Source organism: Methylobacterium sp. WL8 (assembly GCF_008040045.1).
GTDB classification, from domain to species: domain Bacteria; phylum Pseudomonadota; class Alphaproteobacteria; order Rhizobiales; family Beijerinckiaceae; genus Methylobacterium; species Methylobacterium cerastii.
The window spans coordinates 1-23,496 of the sequence record NZ_VRVF01000016.1 but is presented as its reverse complement, the minus strand read 5'-3'; the positions used below and the strand labels follow the sequence as shown (position 1 = coordinate 23,496).

20 protein-coding genes are annotated in these 23,496 nt (G+C 72.0%); 8 read left to right on the top strand and 12 right to left on the bottom strand.

Annotated elements, in window-relative coordinates:
- Nucleotides 1-29: 29 nt before the first annotated feature.
- Nucleotides 30-1,226, bottom strand: a complete 1,197-nt coding sequence (locus FV234_RS08375; protein WP_147828704.1) for an MFS transporter — start codon at nucleotides 1,224-1,226, stop codon at nucleotides 30-32.
- Nucleotides 1,227-1,324: 98 nt separating this feature from the next.
- Here FV234_RS08375 and FV234_RS08370 point away from each other — a divergent pair, with 98 nt between their 5' ends.
- Both FV234_RS08370 and FV234_RS08365 read left to right on the top strand, forming a co-directional pair.
- A complete protein-coding gene (locus FV234_RS08370; RefSeq protein ID WP_246686139.1) occupies nucleotides 1,325-2,101 on the top strand; it encodes a helix-turn-helix transcriptional regulator in 777 nt (258 codons plus the stop codon).
- 18 nt (nucleotides 2,102-2,119) lie between these two features.
- Entirely contained in the window at nucleotides 2,120-2,734 is a 615-nt protein-coding gene (locus FV234_RS08365; protein WP_147828703.1) for an NIPSNAP family protein, read from the top strand.
- Nucleotides 2,735-2,741: 7 nt separating this feature from the next.
- Here the strand turns inward: FV234_RS08365 and FV234_RS08360 are convergent, their stop codons facing one another.
- The 3 genes from FV234_RS08360 to FV234_RS08350 are packed head-to-tail and all read right to left on the bottom strand — an operon-like array spanning nucleotide 2,742 to nucleotide 7,655.
- Nucleotides 2,742-3,845: a microcin C ABC transporter permease YejB gene (locus FV234_RS08360; RefSeq protein ID WP_147762377.1), complete on the bottom strand. Its 1,104-nt coding sequence runs from the start codon at nucleotides 3,843-3,845 to the stop codon at nucleotides 2,742-2,744.
- Nucleotides 3,846-3,900: 55 nt separating this feature from the next.
- Nucleotides 3,901-5,757, bottom strand: a complete 1,857-nt coding sequence (locus FV234_RS08355) for an extracellular solute-binding protein (RefSeq protein WP_187273618.1) — start codon at nucleotides 5,755-5,757, stop codon at nucleotides 3,901-3,903.
- Complete coding sequence (locus FV234_RS08350; protein WP_147828702.1) at nucleotides 5,754-7,655, bottom strand: extracellular solute-binding protein; 1,902 nt, start codon at nucleotides 7,653-7,655, stop codon at nucleotides 5,754-5,756. Before FV234_RS08350 ends, FV234_RS08355 begins: the two co-directional genes overlap by 4 nt.
- Nucleotides 7,656-7,817: 162 nt before the next feature.
- Here FV234_RS08350 and FV234_RS08345 point away from each other — a divergent pair, with 162 nt between their 5' ends.
- Nucleotides 7,818-8,693, top strand: a complete 876-nt coding sequence (locus tag FV234_RS08345) for an alpha/beta hydrolase (protein WP_147828701.1) — start codon at nucleotides 7,818-7,820, stop codon at nucleotides 8,691-8,693.
- A 194-nt stretch (nucleotides 8,694-8,887) separates the two neighbouring features.
- Here FV234_RS08345 and FV234_RS08340 read toward each other — a convergent pair whose 3' ends face one another.
- The 4 genes from FV234_RS08340 to FV234_RS08325 all read right to left on the bottom strand — a co-directional run bounded on the left by FV234_RS08340 (nucleotide 8,888) and on the right by FV234_RS08325 (nucleotide 15,908).
- The gene (locus FV234_RS08340) at nucleotides 8,888-10,969 is read right to left on the bottom strand and encodes a hypothetical protein (protein ID WP_147828700.1); all 2,082 of its coding nucleotides are present in this window, start codon (nucleotides 10,967-10,969) and stop codon (nucleotides 8,888-8,890) included.
- Between the two features lie 184 nt (nucleotides 10,970-11,153).
- Nucleotides 11,154-13,979, bottom strand: a complete 2,826-nt coding sequence (locus FV234_RS08335) for a DUF4159 domain-containing protein (RefSeq protein ID WP_147828699.1) — start codon at nucleotides 13,977-13,979, stop codon at nucleotides 11,154-11,156.
- A gap of 9 nt (nucleotides 13,980-13,988) precedes the next feature.
- Nucleotides 13,989-14,903 carry a DUF58 domain-containing protein gene (locus FV234_RS08330; protein ID WP_147828698.1) on the bottom strand — a complete coding sequence of 305 codons (915 nt, stop codon included), beginning with the start codon at nucleotides 14,901-14,903 and terminating at the stop codon, nucleotides 13,989-13,991.
- A gap of 3 nt (nucleotides 14,904-14,906) precedes the next feature.
- The gene (locus FV234_RS08325) at nucleotides 14,907-15,908 is read right to left on the bottom strand and encodes a MoxR family ATPase (RefSeq protein WP_147828697.1); all 1,002 of its coding nucleotides are present in this window, start codon (nucleotides 15,906-15,908) and stop codon (nucleotides 14,907-14,909) included.
- 209 nt (nucleotides 15,909-16,117) lie between these two features.
- On the opposite strand from FV234_RS08325, the gene FV234_RS08320 reads away from it, so the two are divergent.
- Nucleotides 16,118-16,690 (top strand): cysteine hydrolase family protein, encoded by a 573-nt coding sequence (locus tag FV234_RS08320; protein WP_147828696.1) that lies wholly within the window; start codon nucleotides 16,118-16,120, stop codon nucleotides 16,688-16,690.
- Nucleotides 16,691-16,752: 62 nt separating this feature from the next.
- Here FV234_RS08320 and yidD read toward each other — a convergent pair whose 3' ends face one another.
- Together yidD and FV234_RS08310 are read right to left on the bottom strand one after the other, a co-directional pair.
- Nucleotides 16,753-17,082, bottom strand: a complete 330-nt coding sequence (gene yidD, locus FV234_RS08315) for a membrane protein insertion efficiency factor YidD (protein ID WP_147754511.1) — start codon at nucleotides 17,080-17,082, stop codon at nucleotides 16,753-16,755.
- Nucleotides 17,083-17,086: 4 nt separating this feature from the next.
- Nucleotides 17,087-17,533 carry an iron-sulfur cluster assembly scaffold protein gene (locus FV234_RS08310; protein ID WP_147828695.1) on the bottom strand — a complete coding sequence of 149 codons (447 nt, stop codon included), beginning with the start codon at nucleotides 17,531-17,533 and terminating at the stop codon, nucleotides 17,087-17,089.
- 240 nt (nucleotides 17,534-17,773) lie between these two features.
- Here FV234_RS08310 and folE point away from each other — a divergent pair, with 240 nt between their 5' ends.
- From folE to FV234_RS08290, 4 genes are all read left to right on the top strand, one after another.
- On the top strand, nucleotides 17,774-18,616 hold the full coding sequence (gene folE, locus FV234_RS08305; RefSeq protein ID WP_147828694.1) for a GTP cyclohydrolase I FolE: 843 nt from the start codon (nucleotides 17,774-17,776) through the stop codon (nucleotides 18,614-18,616).
- Between the two features lie 109 nt (nucleotides 18,617-18,725).
- Nucleotides 18,726-19,142: a phosphoribosyl-AMP cyclohydrolase gene (gene hisI / locus FV234_RS08300; RefSeq protein ID WP_147762367.1), complete on the top strand. Its 417-nt coding sequence runs from the start codon at nucleotides 18,726-18,728 to the stop codon at nucleotides 19,140-19,142.
- Nucleotides 19,139-20,128, top strand: coding sequence for a patatin-like phospholipase family protein (locus FV234_RS08295; RefSeq protein ID WP_147762366.1), 990 nt, complete (start codon nucleotides 19,139-19,141; stop codon nucleotides 20,126-20,128). The genes hisI and FV234_RS08295 overlap by 4 nt, the downstream gene beginning before the upstream one ends.
- A gap of 90 nt (nucleotides 20,129-20,218) precedes the next feature.
- The gene (locus FV234_RS08290) at nucleotides 20,219-21,790 is read left to right on the top strand and encodes an alkaline phosphatase D family protein (protein WP_147828693.1); all 1,572 of its coding nucleotides are present in this window, start codon (nucleotides 20,219-20,221) and stop codon (nucleotides 21,788-21,790) included.
- A gap of 9 nt (nucleotides 21,791-21,799) precedes the next feature.
- On the opposite strand, the gene FV234_RS08285 is transcribed toward FV234_RS08290, so the two are convergent.
- Together FV234_RS08285 and FV234_RS08280 are read right to left on the bottom strand one after the other, a co-directional pair.
- Complete coding sequence (locus tag FV234_RS08285; RefSeq protein WP_147762364.1) at nucleotides 21,800-22,231, bottom strand: CBS domain-containing protein; 432 nt, start codon at nucleotides 22,229-22,231, stop codon at nucleotides 21,800-21,802.
- Nucleotides 22,232-22,462: 231 nt separating this feature from the next.
- A complete protein-coding gene (locus tag FV234_RS08280; protein ID WP_147754379.1) occupies nucleotides 22,463-23,284 on the bottom strand; it encodes a rhomboid family intramembrane serine protease in 822 nt (273 codons plus the stop codon).
- Nucleotides 23,285-23,496 lie beyond the last annotated feature (212 nt).

Sequence of the window (23,496 nt, the reverse complement as noted above, 5' to 3'; positions counted from 1 at the left end):
GTAACAGGTTTCGCGCCGCGCCGCAGCCGCTACTCGGCGGCGGCGAGGACCGGCCGCGCGTCGCCCCGCACCAGCCGGTAGAAGCCGAAGGCGGCGACCCAGATCAGCGCGCCGAAGGCCGCCGCCATCCCGAGCACGAGGGGGAAGCCGCCGCGATCGTGCAGGAGGGCGATGACCGGGACCACGAAGCCGCTCGCGGTGAAGCCCACGAAGTAGCGCAGGCTGTAGGCCTTCGCGCGCTGGTGCGCCGGGACGTAGCGGGCGATCATCGCGTCGTTGATGACGACCTGCCCGTAGATCGCGGCGATCGCCAGCACCAGTCCGAGCAGCAGCAGCGGACCCGTGGTCGCCGCAGCGATCCCGAGGCCGACCGGCTGCAGCACCGAGAGGCCGAGGAACAGGCTCGGCAGGCCGAAGCGGTCGACGAGGCGGCCCATCAGCAGCTGGGTCATCGCGCCGAACACGAACACGGCGGTGGCGATCGAGCCGATCGAGGTGAGCGACAGGGCCTGCCCGACGCCCTCGTCGATCACCTTCGGCAGCGAGATCGTGGTGACGTTGAAGGTGATGCCGCCGGCGAAGATCGCCACGCCGAACATCGCCAGCAGGGCCATCGGGCGCGTCACCGGGATGACGCCCGCCGCGCCGGCCTTGCGCGCCTCGCCGTCGCCGTCGCCCGGCACCATCGCGACGAAGGCCGCGCCGCAGGCGAGGCACACGAGGCCCGGCACCACGAAGGCGGCCTGCCAGCCCAGCGTCGTCGCGAGCAGCGCGGTCGCCCCTGAGGCCGACGCCGCGCCGAAATTGCCCCAGACCCCGTTGATGCCGAGGTCGCGCCCGAGCCGCCTTGCATGGGTCACGAGCATGCTGGAGCCGACCGGGTGGTAGATCGCCGAGGCGAGGCCGAGCACGCAGAGCCAGACCGCGAAGGCGGTGGTGCTCGTTGCGCTCGCGACCCCGAGGCATGACAGGCCGTAGGCGAAGAAGAACACGGCGAGCATGTTGCGCCGGCCGAAGCGGTCGGCGAGCGAGCCCATCGGCAGCGAGCACAGGCCGAAGGCGACGAAGGCGCCGGTGGCGAGCCCGATCAGCTCGCCGTAGCCGAGGCCCGTCTGGCTCGCGATGGCGATCACCGCGGTCGGGTAGATCAGCAGCACGAAGTGGTCGAGGGCGTGCGCGACGTTGACGAAGCGCAGGGTGCGGCTGGAGAGGTCTTCCGGGCTCATCGCGGCATGTCCTTCGGGATCGTTGCTCGATAGCCTGACCCGATGGACGGCGTCGGGCCGCAGATGTACGCTACCGGGCCATTCTGCGAGGGTGCGCCGTGCCGTTGCGATCGATCGACGCCGCCGACTACCAGACCGTGCCTCGCGCGGTCGCGGTGATGCCGAAAACCTTCGCCGCGGCGAGTCGGACCGACCGGCACTTCCACCCGCGTGCGCAGCTGCTCTACGCCACCGCCGGGCTGATGATGGCGTCGGCCGACGACGGCACCTGGGTCGTGCCGGAGGGGCACGCGCTGCTGATCCCGCCGCGCCTGCCGCATGCGGTGGCGATGCACGGGGCGGTGGCGATGTGCTCGGCCTACCTCGATCCGCACGCCTTCGCCGCCGTCCCGGAACGCTGCCGGGTGATCACGGTCTCGCCGCTGCTGGCCGCGGCTTTGGCGGCGCTGGCCGAGGAGCCGGTGCTGTACGACGAGGCGGGCCGCGGCGGGCATCTCGCCGCCCTGGTGCTCGACGAGGTCGGCCACGCGCCCGAGACGCCGCTGGCCCTGCCGCTCCCGCGCGACCCGCGCCTGCGCCGGGTCTGCCTCGGGCTGATCGCCGACCCGGCCTGCGCCGAAGACCTCGACGCCTGGGCGGAGCGGGCCGGGGCGAGCCGGCGCACGCTGACCCGCGGCTTCCGCCGCGAGACCGGCCTCAGTTTCGGCGACTGGCGGGCGCGGGCGCGGGTGATCCGCGCGCTGGCGCTCGCCGCCGACGGCCGCCCGGCCGGGCACGTGGCGGCGGCGGTGGGGTATCGCAGCCGCCACGCCCTGCGCGCGACGGTGGGCCGGGTGCTGGGCGCGGACGGCCCGCGGCCCCATGATTCCGTCTGATCGACCGGAGGCTTGAAGATGCTCTACGAACTCGCCGCGCTCTCGTGCCCCCTGAACGCGCTCGATCGAGCCTCCGAGGGGGCGGCCGCCTGGGTCGGCGCGCCCGAGGCCGGCGGCACGCTGCTCGGGAGCTGGCGCACGGAGATCGGGATGCTCGGCCGGATCCTGATCCTGCGCGGCTTCGAGGCGCCCGAGGACATGAGCGCCGAGCGCCGCCGCGCCCTGACGAGCGCGAACCCGTTCCATGCCGGCGCCGTCGTCACCGCCTTGGAGATGGACAGCTATGCGGCCTTCCCGTTCCTGCCGCCGGTGCGGACCGGGGCGCGCGGCGCCGTCTACGAGTTCCGCACCTACCGTCTGAAGCCCGGCGGCCTGCCGCCCACGCTGGACGCCTGGGAGGCCGCGGTCCCGCCGGCCAAGCCCTACACGGACCACCTCGTGATCAACATGTACGCCCTCGACGGTGCGCCGCGGATCACCCACGTCTGGGGCTTCCCCAGCCTGGAGGAGCGGGCGTCCCTTCGCCGGGCGGCGCAGGGCTCCGGGCACTGGCCGCCGAAGGGCGGCCCCGACCACATCGCCGAGGCCGTCTCCAGCATCGGGCTGCCCGAGGCTTGGTCGCCGCTGACGTGAGGACCGCTCAGGTGGCGCGGGCGGAAAAGTCGATGCGCGGGTCGATCCAGACGTAGATCAGGTCGGAGAGCAGGTTCACCGCGAGCCCGAGCAGCGAGAAGATGTACAGGGTCGCGAACACCACCGGGTAGTCGCGCCCGACGATCGCCCGGAACGAGAGCTCGCCGAGGCCGTCGAGCGAAAAGATCGTCTCGATCAGCAGCGAGCCGGTGAAGAAGGCCGAGATGAAGGCGCCGGGAAAGCCCGCGATCACGATCAGCATCGCGTTGCGGAAGACGTGGCCGTAGAGCACGCGTCGCTCGGAATTGCCCTTCATCCGCGCGGTCAGCACGTATTGCTTGCGGATCTCGTCGAGGAACGAGTTCTTGGTGAGCAGGGTCGAGGTCGCGAAGGCGCCGATCACCAGCGCGGTCAGCGGCAGCACCATGTGCCAGGCGTAGTCGGTCACCTTGTGCCAGGTCGTGAACGTCTCCCAGCCTTCGCTGGTCAGGCCGCGCAAGGGGAACCACTGGAAGAACGACCCGCCGGAGAACAGGATGATCAGCATCAGCCCGAACATGAACCCGGGCACCGAGTAGCCGACGATCACGACGAACGAGGTCCAGCGGTCGAAGCGCGCCCCGTCCGAGACCGCCTTGCGGATGCCGAGCGGGATCGAGATCGCGTAGGACAGCAGCGTCATCCACAGCCCCAGCGAGATCGAGACCGGCAACCGCTCCTTGATCAGCTCGATGACGGTGACGTCGCGAAAGTAGCTGCGCCCGAAATCGAAGCGGACGTAGTCCCAGAGCATCTTGGCGAAGCGCTCGGGCGCCGGCTTGTCGAAGCCGAACTGCTTCTCGAGCTTGGCGATGAAGTCGGGGCTCAGCCCCTGCGCGCCGCGGTAGCGCGAGCTCGCCTCGCCGCCGGAGGCCGGCCGGCTCGCGCCGCCGAGGTCGCCGGTGCCGCCGGTGACCCGCGAGAGCGTGCCGTCGCCCTGCCCCTGCATCTGCGCGAGCACCCGCTCCACCGGCCCGCCGGGGGCGAACTGCACGATGGTGAAGGTGATCAGCATGATCCCGAACAGGGTCGGGATCATCAGGCCGATGCGGCGCAGGACATAGCCGAGCAAGGAAGGGTTCTCCTGTGTCGCCGAAGGCCGGGCCTCGACGGTCTGGCGCCTCGGTTCAGTCCCGGCCGATGCGCCGGGCCTTGTCGGCGTCGAACCACCACACCGCCGGCGCGCCGAGATCGTATTTCGGCCCCTCCGCGGGGTGGCCGTAGACGTCCCATAGCGCGAGCCGGTGCGTGCCGGCATACCACATCGGCACCCAGTAGCGCCCGGCGCGCAACACGCGGTCGAGCGCCCGGCAGGCGGCGTCCAGCGCCTCGCGCGATGTCGCGTCGGCGATCGCGGTGAGCAGCACGTCGATCGCCGGGTCGGCGATGCCCGACAGGTTGTTGGAGCCGGGCGTCGCGGCCGAGCGCGACCCGTAGGTCTCGCGCAGCTCCGCGCCCAGGGTCATGCCGCTGGCGTAGCGCCGCGAGGTGATGTCGAAGTCGAAGTCCTTGAGGCGCGACTGGTACTGCGAGGCGTCGACGGTGCGGATCGTCGCCCGGATGCCGAGCAGGCCGAGGTTGCGGATGAAGGGGTGGGTGTGCGGCTCCAGCGCCGGGCTCGAATCGAGGAACTCGATCGTGAACGGCTTGCCGCCGGGCAGCGTGAGCAGGCCGCCGTCGCGGGTGCAGCCGGCCTCGCGCAGCAGCGCGTCGGCGCGCTTGAGCAGCGCCCGGTCCTGCCCCGACCCGTCCGAGGTCGGCGGCGTCCACGGCTCGCCGAACACCTCCGCCGGCAGGTCGTTCCGCAGGGACCCGAGCAACGCCAGCTCTTCGGGCGAGGGCGTGCCGACGGCCTTCAGGATCGAGTTCTCGAAGAACGAGGCCGTGCGCACGTAGGCGCCGAACATGATGTTCTTGTTCGTCCATTCGAAGTCGAAGCACAGGCCGATCGCCTCGCGCACCCGCGGATCGCGGAAGGCCGGCCGCCGCGTGTTCATCCACCAGCCCTGCGTGCCCGAGGGCCGGGCATCCGGCACGGTGGTGCGCACGACCCGGCCTTCGTTCACTGCCGGGAAGTCGTAGCCGGTGGCCCAGACCCGCGCGGTAAACTCCTCGCGGAAGGTGAAGGCGCCACCCTTGAACGCCTCGAAGGCGACGTTGCGGTCGCGGAAATACTCGTAGCGGATCGCGTCGAAGTTGTTCTGCCCGACCATCGCCGGCAGCTCCGCGGCCCAATAGTCGCGGACCCGCTCGAACTCGATCGATCGCCCGACGTCGACGCGCCCCACCTGATACGGGCCGGAGCCGAGCGGCGGCTCCAGGGTGGAGGCCGAGAAGTCGCGTTTTCCGTAGTAGGCCGCGGAGAAGATCGGCAGTTGCGCGATCGTGAGCGGGAGGTCGCGGGCGCGGCCGGGTGCGAAGGTGATCACCACCGTCGCGTCGTCGGGCGCCGTCGCATCGCGCATGTCGCGGATCACCTCGGAAATCTCGGGGTGGCCCTTCTCGCGCAGCAGCTTGAGGCTGAATGCCACGTCCTTCGCCGTCAGCTTCGAGCCGTCGTGGAAGCGCGCCTGCGGCCGCAGGGTGAAGGTGTAGGTCAGCCCGTCGTCGGACACCGCCACCGACCGCGCGACGAGGCCGTAGAGCGCGTCCGGCTCGTCCAGCGCCCGCACCATCAGGCTGTCGAAGGTGAGGTTCATGCCGGCGGCCCCCTCCCCCTGCAGCACGTAGGCGTTCAGGGTGTTGAAGGTGTCGGCCGCCTGGTTGCCGAAGGTCTGGCTCAGCTGCGACGAGAACCGCCCGCCGCGGGGCGCCATCGGGTTCACGTAGTCGAAGCGCTGGAAGTCCTTCGGGTACTTCAGCTCGCCGAAGCTCGACATCCCGTGCGATGCCGCGGTTTGGGCGACCGCGCCGCGCGGCAGAGCCGCGGCGACGCCGAGCGCGCCCGCCCCGAGGACGAGCGAACGGCGGGAGACCCGGCTCAACGCGGCGCACCGGTCTTGGCGGCCGCCGCCTCGTCGTACCACCACGTCGTCGGGAAGCCGGAAGAGCCGTAGAGCGGCAGGACGGCCGGGTGCGCGAAGCGGTTCCAGCGCAGGGTCCGCGAGACGTTCGAGGCCCATTGCGGCACGACGAAGTCGTGGGACAGCAGCAATCGGTCCAGTGCATGGGTCGCCGCCAGCACGCCGGGCCTGTCTTTGGCAAAGATCACCTTCTCGATCAGCGCGTCGATCGCGGGATCCTTGATGCCGATGAGGTTGCGCGAGCCGGGCTTGTCGGCAGATGCCGAGCCCCAGTACTCGCGCTGCTCGTTGCCCGGCGAGAGCGATTCCGGCCAGGAGCCGGTGGTGACGTCGTAGTCGAAGTTGCGCAGCCGGTTCTGGTACTGCGCCTGGTCGATCACCCGCAGCGAGGTGCCGACGCCGATGAGCTTGAGCTGCGCCGAGAACGGCAGGATCACCCGCTCGAAGGTGTTCTGGAACTCCAGGAATTCGACGGTGAGCGGCTCGCCCGTCGCCTTGTTCACCATGCGCCCGTCGCGCTGCTCGTAGCCGGCCTCGCGCAGCAGGCGCACGGCCTCGCGCAGGTTCGTGCGCACGGCCTCCGGCGTCTCGCTCACGGGGTTCTTGTAGGGCGTGGTGAAGACGGACGGCGGCACCTTGTCCTTCACCGTGTCGAGCAGCGCCTTCTCCTCGCCCTCGGGCAGGCCGGAGGCGGCGAGCTCGGAGCCGTAGAAGTACGAGTCGATGCGCTTATACAAGCCGTAGAACAGCGCCCGGTTCATCTCCTCGAAGTTCATCGCAAGGTTGAAGGCGCGCCGCACGCGCGGGTCCTTGAACTTGTCCTTGCGGGTGTTGAAGATGAACGCCTGCATGTTGCCGTTGCCGCGGTCGCGGAAGGCCTCCTTGATCAGGCGGCCGTCCTTCACCGCGGGGAAGTCGTCGTAGGCGGTGGCCCAGTTGCGGGCGATGTTCTCGGCGCGGAAGTCGTAGAGGTCGCCCTTCAGCGCCTCGACCAGCACCGTCCCGTCGCGAAAATACTCGTAGCGCTGGGTGCCGAAGTTGTTGCGCCCGGCATTCACCGCCAGGTCCTTGCCCCAGTAGTCGGCGACGCGGACATAGGTCGCCGAGCGGCCGGGATCGAATTTATCCAGCTTGTACGGGCCCGATCCCAGCGGCGGCTCCAGCGTCGTCTCGGCGACGTTGCGCTGGCGCCCTTGTGGGTCCTTGCCCGTCCACCAGTGCTTGGGCAGCACGGGGAGCTGCCCGATCACCTGCGGCAGCTCGCGGTTGCCGGTCTCGGTGAAGGTGAAGGTCACCTCGCGCGGGCCGGCGGCTTCCGCCTTCGCCACGGTCTGGTAGTAGGCGGCGTAGCGCGGGCTGTTCGCCTTGAAGGTCTCGAACGACCAGACCACGTCCTCGGGGGTGATCGCGACGCCGTCGTGCCACTTCGCGTTCTCGCGCAGGCGGTAGGTCACCGAGCCGAGGTCGGGCGCGACCCGAAGCGCCTCGGCCAGCAGGCCGTAGGAGGTGAAGGGCTCGTCGAGCGATTCGGTGGTGAGCGTGTCGTAGAGCAGCGCGATCCCGCCTTCGAGGTCGCCCTTCAGGCCCGAGACCACGAGGTTGAAGTTGTCGAACCCGCCCTGCGCCCCGAGGCGCACGAGGCCGCCCTTGGGGGCGCCTGGGTCGGCGTAGTCGAAATGCTTGAAGTCCGGGCCGTATTTCGGCTGGCCCATCAGCGTCACCGCGTGGACCCAGCCGGCGCCGGCCGCCGGAGGCGCCGGCTCGGACTGGGCGGCCGCGGGGCCTGCGATGCACGAGAGCGTCAGGGCGGCGGCCAAGGTGGCGGCGAAGAAACGTCCGATCACGGGATGCGCTGTCACGAGGGGGCGGTCTCCGGTCCGTCGGCCCGTCGCCGGGCCATCCCCGCCTGCTTAGGACGGACCGCGCCGCTACGCCAACCCGGCGCGTCCGCGCAGACCCCGCCGTACCGGCGACAACCCTGCAGCCCGCCGCGCGTTGGGGCCGACAGCACAGGAAGACCGATGCCGACGATCCGCCACGACACCCTCCCGTTGAACGGCCTCGACCTGCACGTCGCGCAGGTGGGCAGCGGGCCGCCGCTGCTGCTGCTTCACGGTTGGCCGGAATTCTGGCTGACCTGGGAGCCGGTGATGACGCGGCTTTCCGAGCGCTTCACCTGCATCGCGCCGGACCTCCGCGGCTTCGGCCGGACCGGCAAGCCCGATGCCGGCCCCAACGACAAGGTCGGCCCCAAGGCCCACGTGCAGGACATGCTCGCCCTCCTCGACGCCCTCGGACTCGATCGCGTCGGCGTGGTCTCGCACGACGTCGGCGCCTACGTCGCGCAGGGGCTGGCGCACGCCGCGCCCGAGCGGCTGGAGGGCCTGTTCTTCTTCGACTGCCCGTATGGCGGCATCGGTCCGCGCCTGGGCGCGCCCGAGAACCTGCGCGAGATCTGGTACCAATCCTTCCACCTGATGCCCTACGCGGCCGACCTCGTCGGCTCGTCGCGCGAGGCGTGCAAGACCTATGTCGGCGGCATCCTGCGGCACTGGTCGGGTCCGAACCCGCACGCCTTCGACGACGTGATCGAGGATTTCGTCGACAACTTCCTCCGGCCCGGCAACCTGCAGGGCGGGTTCGACTGGTATCTCAGCCAGAACGCGGGCCGGATCGCGATGATCCGCGGCGAGGCGCCTGTGCCGAAACCCATCGCGGTGCCGACCTGCATCCGCTGGGGCGATTCCTCGCCGCTCTTTCCCTACGCCTGGACCGACCGCCTGCCGGAATACTTTTCCAACCTCGACCTTGCGCCGTTTCCAGGCGCGGCGCACTTCCCGCACCGCGAGAACCCGGATGCCGCGGCTGCCGAGATCGCGCGGTTCTTCTCTCGCTGACCGAAACGCACGCACCGATTTCCCGGACGGGTGGAGCGTCAGCGGAACCCGATCCGGGCCCCAGCACAAGGATACGCGAAGCGGCCGAATCGTCGACGCCGACGATCACGAGCCGCCGACGCGGCCGGTTCTTCCGCTGGATCCCGGATCACCCTCCGCTCGCGCTCCGGGCGTCCGGGAAATCGGCCTGAGCGTCACGCCGCCCGCCCGCGGCGTCCCTCCACCAGCCACATCGCCAGCACGGCCGCGGCCAGCAGCGCCAGGGCCGCGAGCCCCAGCGCCAGGGGGTAGACCTCGACGCCGCGGATGACGGCGCTGTCGCTCGGGCGGAAGCCGATCCAGTCGGCGCCCGAGAGGCGGCCGCCGCGCACGCTCTGGAGGCGCGGCACCTGGACGGCGCCGGAGGCGTCCGCGACGCGGCGGATCGAGCCGCCGGAGGCGTCGGCGACCGGCTTCAGGCGATCGGTGTCGCTGAACACGTCGGCGAGCTCGCGCGGGTTCGGCGGGCCGACGCTGACGAAGGCGGCGAGCGTGCCCGAGCGCAGCGTATGCAGGCCGAGCTCGGTCGCCTCGAAGGTCGCGCCGAACAGCCCGGGCTCGGACGGCTTCAGGGCGAGCGTGCTGGTCTTGCCGGTCGGGCTCGTGACGACGACCGGATCGGTCGCCTCCGCCATGGTCTGGCGCTCGACGCGGACCTCGCGACCGCGGCCGGTCATCTGCGCGCGCAAAGCCTCCTCTTCCAGCGCCGGCTCCTTCATCAGCCAATGCGCGAGGCGGCGCAGCAGGTCGAGATAGGGGCCGCCGTCCTGGTAGCCACGCGCCCACAGCCAGGTGTGGTCGGACAGCATGAGTGCCACGCGGCCCTTCTCCTCGCGGGAGAGGGCGAGCAGCGGCAGGTTCTCGGCGCCCGACAGCAGCGGCTGGTTCCCGGCCCGCGTCTGCGCCGCGACGATGCGGAGCCAGTCGCCCCAGGCCGGCGGCGTCGCGTCTCCGCCGGGCAGCGCCCGCGTCACCGGATGGCGGTTGCCTGTCGCCGTCGCCGTCGGCTTGTAGGGCTGCTCGACCACGCGCCCGTTCGGGTCGCCCGGCAGGATGCCGGAAAGCCGCGTGCGCGCGAGGCTCGCCGGGCCGGCAAATTCCGGGCCGGCGGCGATCAGGAGCGCGCCGCCCTCGCGGACGTAGCGCGTGATGTTGTCGAAATAGGCCGAGGGCAGCACGCTCTGGTTGGCGTAGCGGTCGAAGATGATCAGGTCGAAGTCCTTGATCTTCTGGACGAACAGCTCGCGCGTCGGGAAGGCGATCAGCGACAGCTCGGAGATCGGCGTTCCGTCCTGCTTCTCCGGCGGCCGCAGGATGGTGAAGTGCACGAGGTCGACGTTGGCGTCCGATTTCAGCAGGTTGCGCCAGGTGCGCTCGCCCTGGTGCGGCTCGCCGGAGACCAGCAGCACCCGCAGCTTCTCGCGGATGCCCTCGATGGGGAGCACGGCGCGGTTGTTGACCGTGGTCAGCTCGCCCGGCAACGGCTCGACCTCGATCTCGACGACGTTCGGGCCACCATGCTCGATCTTCAGCGCGAGGTCGAACGGCTTGTCCGTCGGCACGGTGCGGCGCCCGATCTCCTCGCCGTCGCGGCGCAGGGCGACGACGGCCGAGCCGGTGCCGCCGCGCTCCATCACCTCGGCGCGGATCGTGAGGTCCTTGCCGACGATGCCGAAGCGGGGCGCCTCCAGGAGCTTGATCTGCCGGTCGCGCTCGTCCGGGTGCCCGGTGATGAGCACGTGCAGCGGCGCCTTGATCCCGAGGGCCGCGAGCGAGGCCGGGATGTCGTGCACGACGCCGTCGGTGAGCATCACCACGCCGGCCAGACGCTCCGGCGGCACGTCGGCGAGCGCCTGGCCCAGGGCGGCGAAAAGCTTGGTGCCGTCGTCGCCGGCGGCGTCCGGCACGTCGATGAAGCGCGGCTCGATGTTCGTCAGCGCACCGAAGCGACGCTGCAATTCGGCCCTGACCTGGTCGGTCGCCGCCGGCCGGTCGCCGAGCGCCTGCGACCCGGATCGATCGACGATCACCGCGGCGATGTCCTTCACCGGCTCGCGATCCTCGCGCACCAGGGCGGGGTTCGCGAGCGCCGCAAGCACCAGCCCGAGCGCCAGCGCCCGCAGGACGGCGGTGCGTCCCCGCGCCAGGAAGGCGAGCACGGAAAACAGCGCCACGATCACGGCGAAGACCGCCAGCACCGGCCAGGGCAGCAGCGGCGTAAAGCTGAGGCTCAGCATGACGGGAGAGCCTTCGTGATCCGGTTGCGCGCGGGAAGCGCCGCGTGACCCCCTCTCCCATGGGGAGAGGGCTGGGGTGAGGGGCGTGACCTGACCGGAGAGGTCACGCCCCTCATCCTGTCCTTCTCCCACTGGGAGAAGTGACCCGCGACCACGTCCAATGCGTCGGTATGTGTCGGGATCGTCACTGCCCCAGCCGCTCCAGCAGGGCCGGCACGTGGACCTGGTCCGCCTTGTAGTTGCCGGTCAGCGTGTAGATCACGATGTTGACGCCGCCGCGGAAGGCCATCTCGCGCTGGCGCTGGTCGCCGCCGACCACCGGGTAGAGCGGGTCGCCGCGGCGGTCGATCGCCCAGGCCGCGGCGAGGTCGTTGCCGGTGATGACGATCGGGCTGACGCCGTCGCCGGCACGTGCCGGGCGACGCTCGGTGCCCTCGGCGGCCGGCGGCAGCGCCTCCACCCAGGTCTGGCCGGTGGCGTAGCGCCCGGGAAAGGTGTCGACGAGGTAGAACGCCTTGGTCAGCACGTGGTCGGAGGGCACCGGCTCCAGCTCCGGGATCTCGAGGGTCGCCAGCATCTTGCGCAGGTACGCCGCCTCCGGGGTCGGCGGGCCGCCGGCCCGGGCCGTGAGCGCGTCGCGGGTGTCGAACAGGACGGTGCCGCCGTTGCGCATGAACGCGTCGACCCGGCGGATCGTGGCCTCCGAGGGCTGCGGCCGGCCCGGCGCGATCGGCCAGTAGATCAGCGGATAGAACGCCAGCTCGTCCTTGGCCGGGTCGAGGCCGGCGGGCTCTCCCGGCTCCAGGGCGGTGCGGGCGGCGAGCATCTGGGTCAGACCGGTCAGGCCGGCCCGGCTCGCCTCGTCGATCGCCGCGTCGCCGGTGACGACGTAGGCGAGGCGCGTGACCAGCGCCGACTCGATGCCGTTCGGGCGGTTGGCCGGCGGCTCCTCGGCCCGCGCCGGTGGCCCGCCAAAAGCTCCGAGAATGAGCACGCCCGCCATCGCGAGCATCGCCGGGCGGCCGCGGAGGCGGCCGACGAGGCTCCCTGAGCCGCGGTTGAGGAAGCCGCCGAGCCAGAGGCCCGCCAGCGTGTCGAGGACCAGCAGCAGAAGCGCCAGGGTGAACAGGCTCGGGCGCAGGTCGAGGGTCTCGGCCCCGGCGAGCGTGCCGGTGCGGGCGCCCGAGAGCGCGGCGAGGTCGAGCGCCTTGAGGCGGTCGTCGGGCCGGAGGGCGTTCACGGCGGTGCCGCCGTCGGCGGGGCCGTAGAAGCCCGGCGGATGCTCCGCCGAGGCGCGGTCGGCGTAGTCGGCCGGCACGGCGGTGGCGAAGGCCGGCGGGGTGCCGAGCGCCCCGAAGCCGTCGAGCGCCAGGCGCGGGGCGAGGATCGCGGCGGCCGGCCGCGGGCCGCCCTCCGTGGGGGCGGCGGAGGAACCGGCCAGCGCCACCACCCGGCGCAGCATGTCGATGAACAGGCCCGACAACGGCAGGTTCGACCAGGTCGTGTCGGCGGTGACGTGGAACAGCACCACGAGCCCCTGTCCGCGATGCTCGGCGGTGACGATCGGCGTGCCGTCCTGCAACGAGGCCCAGGTGCGGCCGGGCAGGTCGCCATCGGGCTCGGCCAGGATCTGGCGGCGCACGCCGATGTCGGCGGGCGGCGTCAGGCCGGCGAACGGGCTCTCGGGGGCGAAGGGCGCCAGCGTCTTCGGGCTGTCCCAGGAGAGCGTGCCGCCGAGCGTCCGGCCGCCGCGGCGCAGGCGCACCGGCACCAGCGGATCGCTGCCGGCCGCGAGTCGTGGGCCGGCGAAGCGCAGCAGCAGGCCGCCGCCCTCGACGAAGGCCTGGACGCGGGTGGCGGTGCGGTCGTCCATCGCGCCGACGTCGGCGAGCACCAGCACCGTCACCTGGTTGTCGAGGAGCTGCGCCACCTGGTCGGCGATGCCCTTGGCGCCGCGGGCCTCCTGCACGTCGGCGAAGGGCTGGAGCGCGCGGGAGAGATAGTAGGTCGGCGCCAGCAGCGGCTGCGCCTGGTCGCTGGTGCCGCCGAAGACGAGGCCGACGCGGCGGCGCTTGCCGCGCTCGTCCACCAGCGTCACGGCGCCGGCCGAGCGCTCGCCGGCGATCTCGATGCGGCTGACGCCGTTGCGCAGCTCGATCGGCATGTCGAAGGCGATCTCGGCCTCAGTGGCGTCGGGCGCGAGGGCGAAGTCGTGCTCGGCCAGCGGCAGGCCCTTCTGGTCGAGCGCGCGCACGAGGCCGCCGTCGCGGCCGTTGCGGGCGGCGCGCAGCACCCGGGCCGTGAGCTTGCCCCCGGCCTCGGACGCGGTCAGCGCCAGGGCCGGCGGCGCGTCGGCGCGCAGCACCGTCAGCGCGGCGCCCGACGACGCCACGGCCTCGGCGAGGCGTGCGGGGAAGTCTCCTGGCTCGATGCCGGCGACGCCGTCGCTGATCCAGACGAGGCCCGCGCCGGCGTTGCGGTCGAGGAAGTTGGTGAGCACTGCCAGGTGCGCGCCCCGGTCGGCGAGGTGCGGGCGCGGCGCCAAGGCGCGCAGCCGTTCGAGGCTGGCTGCCGGCGTGCGCGCCTCGACCGCGGCGGGGGCGTCCGCCAGCCCGACCACCGCGACGGGCCGTCCGTCGCGGGCGGCGCCCTCGACGGCGTCGGTGGCGACCCGCATCCGGTCGCGCCAGTCGTGGGCGGCGGAGACGCCGTTGTCGATCATCACCAGAAGCGCCTTGCGGCCTCCGCCGGCGCCGACGCCGCTCGGGTTCCAGACCGGCCCGGAGACGGCGAGGATGAGGGCGGCGGCGGCGAGCAGCCGCAGGATCAGCAGCCAGGGCGGGGTCCGCGCCGGCGTCTGGCGCCGCGCCACCAGGTCCGCCACCAGCTTGAGCGGCGGGAAGTCGATCCGGCGCGGGCGCGGCGGCGTCACCCGCAGCAGCAGCCACAGGGCGGGCAGGCCGATCAGGGCGGCGAGCGCGAAGGGCGCGGCGAAGGTCAATCCGAGCACGACGCCCTCCTAGCCCGTTCCGCGCGCGGCGGCGACCAGGGTCGCGAGGCGAAGCGCCGCCTCGCTCGCGGGGCGGTCGGTGCGGTGCAGGGTCAGCGTCCAGCCGACGCCGCGGGCGATCTCGGAGAGGCCGGCCCGGTGCGCCTGGATGCGGGTGCGGTAGGCGTCGCCCCAGGCGCCGGCGTCGCCGACGTCGAGCGAGAGGCCGGATTCGAGGTCGTGCAGCACGGCCTGGCCCGAGAAGGGGAACGTCTCCTCGATCGGGTCGGCGACGGCCACGAGGTGCCCACGGCTGCCGCGCCCGGCGATCTCCTGGACGGCCGACGCGACGCGGTCGAGGGGGGTGAGGAAGTCGCTGATCAGGATCACCTCGTCGAAGCGGGCCGGGGCCGCGCGGGGCGGCAGGTCCTGGGTCAGGCCGGCGGCGTCGGCGACGATTGCCTGCGCCATGGCCTCGACGATCTTGCGCGACGCGGTCGCGCGGGTCAGCCCGAGCAGACCGACCCGCTCGCCGCCGTCGACGAAGGCGTCGGCGAGCGCCAGCCCGAGGACGAGGGCACGCTCGACCTTCGCGGCCTGCGCGAGGTCGGAGGCGAAGCCCATGGAGGCGGAGCGGTCGATCCAGATCCAGATGTTGTGGGCGGCCTCCCACTCGCGCTCGCGGACGTAGAGCCGGTCGTCGCGGGCGGAGCGGCGCCAGTCGATCCGCGCGGCCGCCTCGCCGTTCACGAACGGCCGGAACTGCCAGAAGCTCTCGCCGGGGCCGGCGCGGCGGCGGCCGTGCAGGCCGTGCGCCAGCATCGACGAGACGCGGCGGGCCTCCAGCACGAGCCGGGGCATGCGGGACGCGAGCGCCACCGCGCCCTCGCTCTCCCGCCGGCCGGGCGCGCGCGGGATCGCGTCGTGGGCGCGCACGGCCGCCACGCGCTAAAGCTTCTCGGCGAGCTTGGCGATCAGCCCTTCGATGGTGTCGCCGTCGGCCCGCGCCGCGTAGCTCAGCGCCATGCGGTGCTTCAGCACCGGCTCGGCGAGCGCCTTCACGTCGGCGACCGACGGCGCGACGCGGCCTTCGATCAGCGCGCGGGCGCGAGCCGCCAGGCTCAGCGCCTGGCTGGCGCGGGGGCCGGGGCCCCACATCAGCTTGCCCTTCACCAGCGGGTCGCCGCCGTCGGGGCGGGCCGAGCGGACGAGGTCGAGGATCGCGTCGACCACGGTCTCGCCCACCGGCAGGCGGCGCACGAGGCGCTGCGCGGTCAGCAGCGCGTCGGTCGACATCACGGCCTTCACGCCCTGGTCGGCGACGCCGGTGGTCTCGATCAGGATGCGGCGCTCGGCGGCGCGATCGGGATAGCCGACGTCGATCTCCAGCAGGAAGCGGTCGAGCTGCGCCTCGGGCAGCGGATAGGTGCCCTCCTGCTCGATCGGGTTCTGGGTGGCGAGCACGTGGAACGGGCGTGGCAGGTCGTGGCGCTCGCCGGCGACCGAGACGAAGTTTTCCTGCATCGCCTGCAGCAGAGCGGACTGCGTGCGCGGGCTCGCGCGGTTGATCTCGTCGGCCATCAGGAGCTGGGTGAAGACCGGGCCCTTGACGAAGCGGAACGAGCGGCGGCGGTCGGCATCCTCGTCCAGGATTTCGGTGCCGAGGATGTCGGAGGGCATCAGGTCGGGCGTGAACTGCACCCGCCGGGCGTCGAGCCCGAGCACGGTGCCCAGCGTCTCGACGAGCTTGGTCTTGGCCAAACCCGGCAATCCGACGAGGAGGCCGTGGCCGCCGGCCAGGATCGTGACGAGGGCGAGGTCGACGACCTTCTCCTGTCCGAAGATCACCCCGTGGATCGCTTCGCGCGCCTGGCCGACGGAGGCGAGGCAGGCTTCGGCGGTAGCGACGATGCCGTCGTCGAGGGTGGTGGCGGACGAGCCCTGACTCATGCCGATGGGGTTTCCGTCTTGATCGTCGGGCCTTGCGGCCGGGGGCGACGCTGGCGTCGTTCTGGGCGCGGAGTGTGCGGCGGTTCGTGACCGGCTGGCAAGGCCGGCATCGCCGCAGGGTTTGGCGGGTGGCGAAAGGGCAAGCACGACGCAAGAATACACCTGCCACGCGCATTGGATCAGCGAGCGGCCGCGGCTATGGCTTCGTCATGAGCGAATCCGCCGACATCGCCTTGATCGTGATCGACGTTCAAAAGGCCTTCGATGCGTGGGAGGCTGCGGGACGCCGCCGCAACAATCCCGAGGCGCTTCGATCGATTGCGGCGCTGCTCTCCGCATTTCGAGCCGAGGGCCGGCCGATCTTCCACGTGCGACACCAGGGAACCGAGGAAGACTCGTTTTTCCTGCCCGGCACGACCGGCTACGAAGTCAAGGACGAAGCGCGGGAGCGGGACGACGAACCGGTCATCGTCAAGCGCGTCAATAGCTCCTTCATCGGAACCGATCTGGAGGCGCGACTTCGTTCGGGAGGGATCGGTACGCTGATCATCTGCGGAGCGACGACCAACCATTGCGTCGAGACGACGGCCCGGATGGCGGGGAACCTCGGCTTTGAGACCTATCTCGTTCGAGACGCGACATGGGCTTACGACCGTGTCGGACCGGATGGCGACCTGCACCTTGCCGAGGATGTCCACGCGATGACGCTCGCGAACCTCGAGGGCGAGTTCGCTCGGATCGTTCGTTCGGTCACCGTCGTCGACGACCTGCTGAAGCGATAGAGCCCGACCTGTCGGCGGACGGCACGGCTCCGACCAAGGAGCGTTTGCCGAGATATGCCCGATCAGCCGTCGGACCTCGTCCCGACGGCCTCACAGACGAACGGATTGGGCGGCGCGTTGACCCCCCGCCAGCGCGCGTAGCGCCAGGGCAGGAACCAGCGCGCCCGCGGCGGCAGGGCGTCGGGCACGAGGTCGATGCCGTGGGTGCCGAAGGGCCCGCAGCGGCAGATCCGCGAAAACCCCATCCAGGCGCCGGGCCAGAGCCCGTGCCGGGCGATCGCCGCGTCCGCGTAGTCGGAGCAGCTCGGCCAGTGCCGGCACTGACGGCCGACGAGGCCGGACAGCGTGAGTTGATAGCCGCGGATCGCGATCCGCGCGGCACGCCGCAGCATCGCGTCAGGCGGCGGCGCGCCTGGCGGCCTCGATCCGTTCGAGGGCCTCCACCACCGCGTCGAAGGTGAGCAGGGTCGAGGCGTGGCGCGCCTTGAAGTCGCGCACCGGCGCGAGCACGGAAAGGTCCGCCCAGCGGCCCTCGGGCGCCGGGCCGTTCGCCTTGAGCATCGCGCGCATGGTCTCGCGCAAGCTCCGAAGCTCCTCGGGGCTGGAGCCGACCACGTGCCGCCCCATCAGCGAGGACGAGGCCTGGCCTAGTGCGCAGGCCTTCACGTCGTGGGCGAAGTCGGCGACCGTCCCGTCGGCCCCGAGCACGAGGTCGACGGTCACGGTCGAGCCGCAGAGCTTCGAATGCGCCGTCGCGCTGGCGTCCGGCGCCGAGAGCCGGCCGAGCCGGGGGATGTCGGCGGCGAGTTCGAGGATGCGCCGGTTGTAGATGTCGTCGAGCATGGGCGCCTTCCGCTCCGTGTCGCTGCGTGGTCGGTCGCTGCGTGGTCGGCCCCGTGCGGGCCGCCCTTGCGCCCCGCGCGCCGTGCATTGCGCGATCGTGCAAGAACGACGATATAGGCCGCTTCAGGCCGTTTCGCGAGGAGGCGGCTCGTCGACCAGGGTCGCGCCCACGGCCACGGACACCGCAACCACCGGGGCGCCGGCCCGGAGCCATCCGGGCTCCGAGACGGTTCGACCGACATGTACGCCAAGCCGGACAGTACGACGATGAAGGCCCGTGTGGCGCGGGCCGGAGATGCCATGGATGCCGCGCTCAAATCCCTGTCCTACGGCGCCGCCCGTCCCCTTCCCGAGGCCGAGCCGAGCTTGAGCGTCATGCGCAACGACAACGACCGCGTGGTGGCGAGCCTCGCCGAGCGCCGTGCCGAGACGGCCGCGCCGGACGGCGCCAAGGACATCGCGAAGAAGCCCGAATCCGCGACGCGGGTGCCCGACGGCATCGCCCTCGCCCGCCCGAGCCGCGAGGAGGCCGAGGCCGCCGTGCGCACCCTGCTGCGCTGGGCCGGCGACGACCCGAACCGCGAAGGCCTGCTCGACACCCCGGCCCGCGTGGTCAAGGCCTACGGCCAGCTCTTCGGCGGCTACGAGGTCGACGCGGACGCCCTGCTCGAGCGGGTGTTCGAGGAGGTCGAGGGCTATTCCGACATCGTGCTGGTGCGCGACATCCCGTTCTACTCCCACTGCGAGCACCACATGGTGCCGTTCATGGGCCTGGCCCACATCGCCTACTACCCGACCAAGGGCGTGGTCGGCCTGTCGAAGCTCGCCCGCGTGGTCGACACCTTCGCCCGCCGGCTGCAGACGCAGGAGACGATGACCGCCCAGATCGCCGACGTGATCGAGAGCATCCTCAAGCCCCGCGGCGTCGCCGTCCTCGTCGAGGCGGAGCATCTCTGCATGGCGATGCGCGGCGTCCAGAAGGCCGGCGTTTCCACCATCACCACCCAGTTCCGCGGCGCCTTCCGCGAGGACGCCAGCGAGCAGGTGCGGTTCCTGACGCTGGTCCGCGGCGGCAAGGCGTAGCCGCATTAAGGCGTAGCCGCATTCATGTGGCGTCGCCGCCCCTTCCCTCCCCCGCAGAGGGGGGAGGGATGCTCGCGGACCGAGTGCTCTGCGCAGGAACCGTCATTCGATGACCGTCCCCCCATTCGATCCGCCCGGTAGCCGTACCGAGGTCGAGGAAGGCGTGGCCTTCACGCCCCGCTTCGACCGCGACGGGCTCGTGGCCTGCATCGCCGTCGACGCGCAGGACGGCCGCGTGCTGATGCTCGCGCACATGAACGCCGAATCGCTGCGACGGACGCTGGAGACCGGCGAGGCCTGGTACTGGTCGCGCTCGCGCCGGGAACTCTGGCACAAGGGTGCGACCTCGGGCCAGGTCCAGCGCGTCGTCGAGATGCGCACCGATTGCGACCAGGACGCGCTGCTGATCACCGTCGCGGTCGGCGGCGACGGCGGCTGTTGCCACACCGGGCGGCGCGCCTGCTTCTACCGCAGCGTCGCCCTCGACCCGGACGGCCGCGCGGTGCTGAACCCCGCCGGCCCATGAGCGGCGCGCACGCCCTGCTGCGGCACGCCGCGCCGTCGATCGCTCCCGGAACCGTCGAGCCGACGCGCGAGACGGCGCCGTGGCAGCCGCGGATCGGCCTGGCCCTCGGCGGCGGCGCCGCGCGCGGGTGGGCGCATATCGGCGTGATCCGCGCCCTCGACGAGGCCGGCATACACCCCTCGGTCGTCGCCGGCTGCTCGATCGGCGCCGTGGTCGGCGGCTGCTTCGCCGCGGGCAAGCTCGACGCCCTCGCCGAGTTCGCGCTTTCGCTCACACGCCGCCGGGTGCTGGGCCTCCTCGACCCGCGCCTGTCGGGCTCGGGGCTGATCGGCGGCGACCGCCTACGCCGGCGGCTGGTGCGCGACCTCGGCGACCGCCTGGTCGACGACCTGCCGGTCGGCTTCGGCTCGGTCGCCACCGAGCTCGGAACCGGGCACGAGGTCTGGCTCACGCGTGGATCGCTGATCGAGGCTCTGCGCGCCTCCTACGCCCTGCCCGGCCTGTTCGCGCCGGTCGAGCGCGACGGGCGTCTCCTGATGGACGGCACGCTGGTCAACCCGGTGCCGGTGACGCTGGCCCGCGCGATGGGCGCCGACCTCGTCGTCGGCGTGAACCTCGCCTGCGACCCGCGGATGCGGGGCGGCGTGATCGAGCCCGGCGCGGCCGATCCCGTCGAGCAGGTCGTCACCGCGGTCGGCGCCCGGCGCTGGAGCCTGCTCGCGGGCCTCCGCAATCGCAGGGTCGCGCCGTCCGGACCCGGGATCGGCCGGGTGATGTTCGACGCCTTCAACATCACGCAGGACCGAATCTCGCGCGCGCGCCTCGAGCGGGACCCGCCCGATTGCGCGATCGGGCCGGACCTCGCCACGATGGGACAGTTCGAGTTCCACCGGGCGGCCGAGGCGATCGCCGCCGGCCACGCGGCGACGCGCGCCGCCGTCCCCCGCATCCGGGCGATGGTGCAGGCCGCGGCCGCGCGCGCCTGACGCGCCGCGTCACGCGACTGTCGCATCGGCCTGCGATGCGGCCCTCGTGCGGGATCGGGACCGGCCCGACCGCCGCGAGGAGCCGCCCCGATGGTGTCCAGCCGCCGCCAGATCCTGTTCGCCGGCGGGGCCGGCCTCGTCGGGTTCGCGTCCGGCATCGCCCGGCCGGGCCTCAGCCGCGCCGCCGACCGGCCGATCCTCACGCACGGCCTGCAATCGGGCGACGTCGGCACCGACTCCGCGATCGTCTGGGCGCGCGCCGACCGCCCGTGCCGCGCGATCGTCGAATGGTCCACCACCGACAGCTTCGCCGAGATCCGCGGCGGCACCTTCGCCGACGCCCTGCCGGAGGCGGACGGCACCGTGAAGGTTGCGCTCACCGGCCTGCCGCCGGGGCAGGACATCGTCTACCGGATCCGGCTCGAAGACCTCGCGGCGCCGACGATCCGCGGCCCGGCGCAGGTCGGGCGCTTCCGCACCGCGCCGGCCGACCGCCGTTCGGTCTCGTTCTGCTGGTCGGGCGACACGGCGGGCCAGGGCTGGGGCATCGACGAGGCCCGCGGCGGCATGACCATCTACAAGGCGATGCTGGCCAACCGCCCGGACTTCTTCCTGCATTCCGGCGACACGATCTACGCCGACGGGCCGATCACGGCCGAGGTACGACTGCCTGACGGCACGCTCTGGCGCAACCGCGTCACCGAGGCGGTGTCGAAGCCCGCCGAGACGCTCGCCGAGTTCCGCGGCCGCTACCAATACAACCTGACGGACGCGAACGTGCTGGCGATGAACGCCGCCGTGCCGATCCTGGCGCAATGGGACGACCACGAGGTCACCAACAACTGGTGGCCCGGCGAGCCGCTGACCCGGGCCGAGCACCTAAGGAAGACGTACGCCGACCCGAACGTGCGGGCGCTCGAGGTGCGGGCGTCCCGCGCCTTCCACGAATACATGCCGATGCGCTTCGACCCGGCCGAGCCCGGCCGCGTCTACCGCAAGATCGCCTACGGCCCCCTCGTCGACGTGTTCATGCTCGACATGCGCTCGTATCGCGGGCCGAACGGCGAGAACCGCCAGACCGCCTACGGCCCGGACGCGTACTTCCTCGGGCCGGTGCAGCTCGCCTGGCTCAAGCGGGCGCTGATGGAGTCGCGCGCGACCTGGAAGGTGATCGCCGCCGACATGCCGCTCGGCCTCGTCGTCACCTACGACGGCGACCGGAACTTCGGCTCCGAAGCGGTTGCGCAGGGCGACGGCCCGCCCCTGGGGCGCGAGCTGGAGATCGCCGACCTGCTGCGCTTCATCAAGGCTGCGAACATCCGCAACACGGTGTGGTTCACGGCCGACGTGCACTACACCGCCGCGCACTACTACGACCCCAACAAGGCCCGCTTCCAGGAGTTCGAGCCGTTCTGGGAGTTCGTCTCAGGCCCGCTGCACGCCGGCACCTTCGGCCCGAACACGCTCGACGACACGTTCGGGCCGCAGCTGCGTTTCGTGAAGGCGCCGCCGGAAGGCCAGGTGAACCTGTCGCCGGCGGCAGGCTACCAGTTCTTCGGGCACGTCGCCGTCGACGGGCGGACGGAGCAGATGACGGTGACGCTGAAGGACGCGGCCGACGCCGACCTATGGCACGTCACCCTCGATCCCGTTCCGGCTTGAGCGGAGGCGTCAGGCCATCGTGATGTAGTCGCGCATCGCCTTGTGCTCGGCCTCGACCGCCGCGATCCGGCGCTTGACCACGTCGCCGATGGAGATGAGGCCGACGAGCCGGCCGTCCTCGCAGACCGGAACGTGGCGGAAGCGCCCTTCGGTCATCAGCTGCATCACGTCCTCCACCGTCGTGGCGCGCTTGCAGGTGACGACCTCGGCGGTCATGTGCGCGGAGACCGGGGCATCGAAGGCGCCGCCGCCGAGCTTGGCCAGCGCTCGCATGATGTCGCGCTCGGACAGGATGCCGGCGACCGACCCGTCGCCGTGGGTGACCACGAGGGCGCCGATGCGCTTCTCCGCGAGGAGATGGATCGCCTCGTCGAGGGTCCGTTCGGGGGTGATGGTGACGATGTCCGCGCCTTTCTCGGCGAGGATGCGTGCGATGGTCATGAAGATCCCTCCCAGGAGGTGACGCCGCCCGCGCCGTCAGCCGCGGCGCGCATAGGGACCGGAGGCGTGCCCGGGTTGATCCCGGATCGCGCCGTGCGATCGATGCGAGTGTGTGGCGGATGCCGCGCCATGGCAAGACCGGGCGCGCGGCGCCTGCCGAGGGCGTCCACATCGTCGAACGGGAATGTCGGCCGCCGTCATGCGGCCGGTCATCCAAGCGGCTCGGGCCGGCTACCGCGGCGGTCGTGCCTGCGGGTCCACGAACGGGAACATCAGGAAGCCGACGACGAAGCCGCCGAGGTGGGCGTCCCACGCGACCGCCGCGTTCTCGGCGCCGAGCGGCAGGCTGATCAGGCCGAACAGCAGGTTCGTCGCCAGCCAGATCACCAGGAAGGTCACCGCGGTGCGGTTGCGCAAAAGCTCCGGGACGGTCTCGGCCGGCCGGTGCGGCGGCAGCTGCCAGGCCTGCGTCCCGTAGCCCGCCGCCGGCGGCTGGAACACGAAGCGCGCGGCGGCCGCCATCAGCGCCGACACCCCGGCGGAGGCGCCGATCAGCGGCGAAGAGCTCAGCGGGTCGATCGCGACATGCAGTGCCCCGCCCGCGACCGTCCCGGCCAGCGCGATCAGCCCGAAGCGCCAGGCGCCGCAGCGCCGCGCCACCGGTGAGCCGAAGGCCGCGAGCCAGACGCTGTTGAAGATCACGTGCATCCACGAGCCGTGCAGCAGGCCGTAGGTGGCGAAGCTCCACGGGTAGGCGCCGGGCTCGCTGAGCACGTAGCGGGCGAAGCCCTCGCGCGCGGCGGCGAACTGCGCGTCCCCGGCCTCGCTCGCCGCCCGCAGCACCGCGTCGGCCTGGGCCGGGTCGAACCATGTCGTCCAGCGGGACGGCACCAGCGCCAGGTCGAGCACCAGGCGGATGTCCCAGGCGTCCGGCAGCAGGATCTCGCGGACCGCATGGATCGCGAGCAGCAGGCCGATCGAGACGGTGACCACCCCCGGCATGTTGAAGACGGGCACGCGGCCCTGGCGCGGCAGATCGGGGGAAGCATCCATGGCGCCACATGTCGGGGCGACGGCTCCCGCTGCAAGGGCCTGCGGCCGCGGCGACGGCCGGAACGGCGGCCGGCGAACAAAAAAACTAGGACGGCAGAATTGGCTGTTTGAGCGTTGAGGGTGCGGGGGCGTCTACGGGGAGGCGCATGATGTCTCGCACCCAGTGTCGGACGCCGGATCGTGAGCGGGTCCTGGTTCCGGTCCGCCAGCAC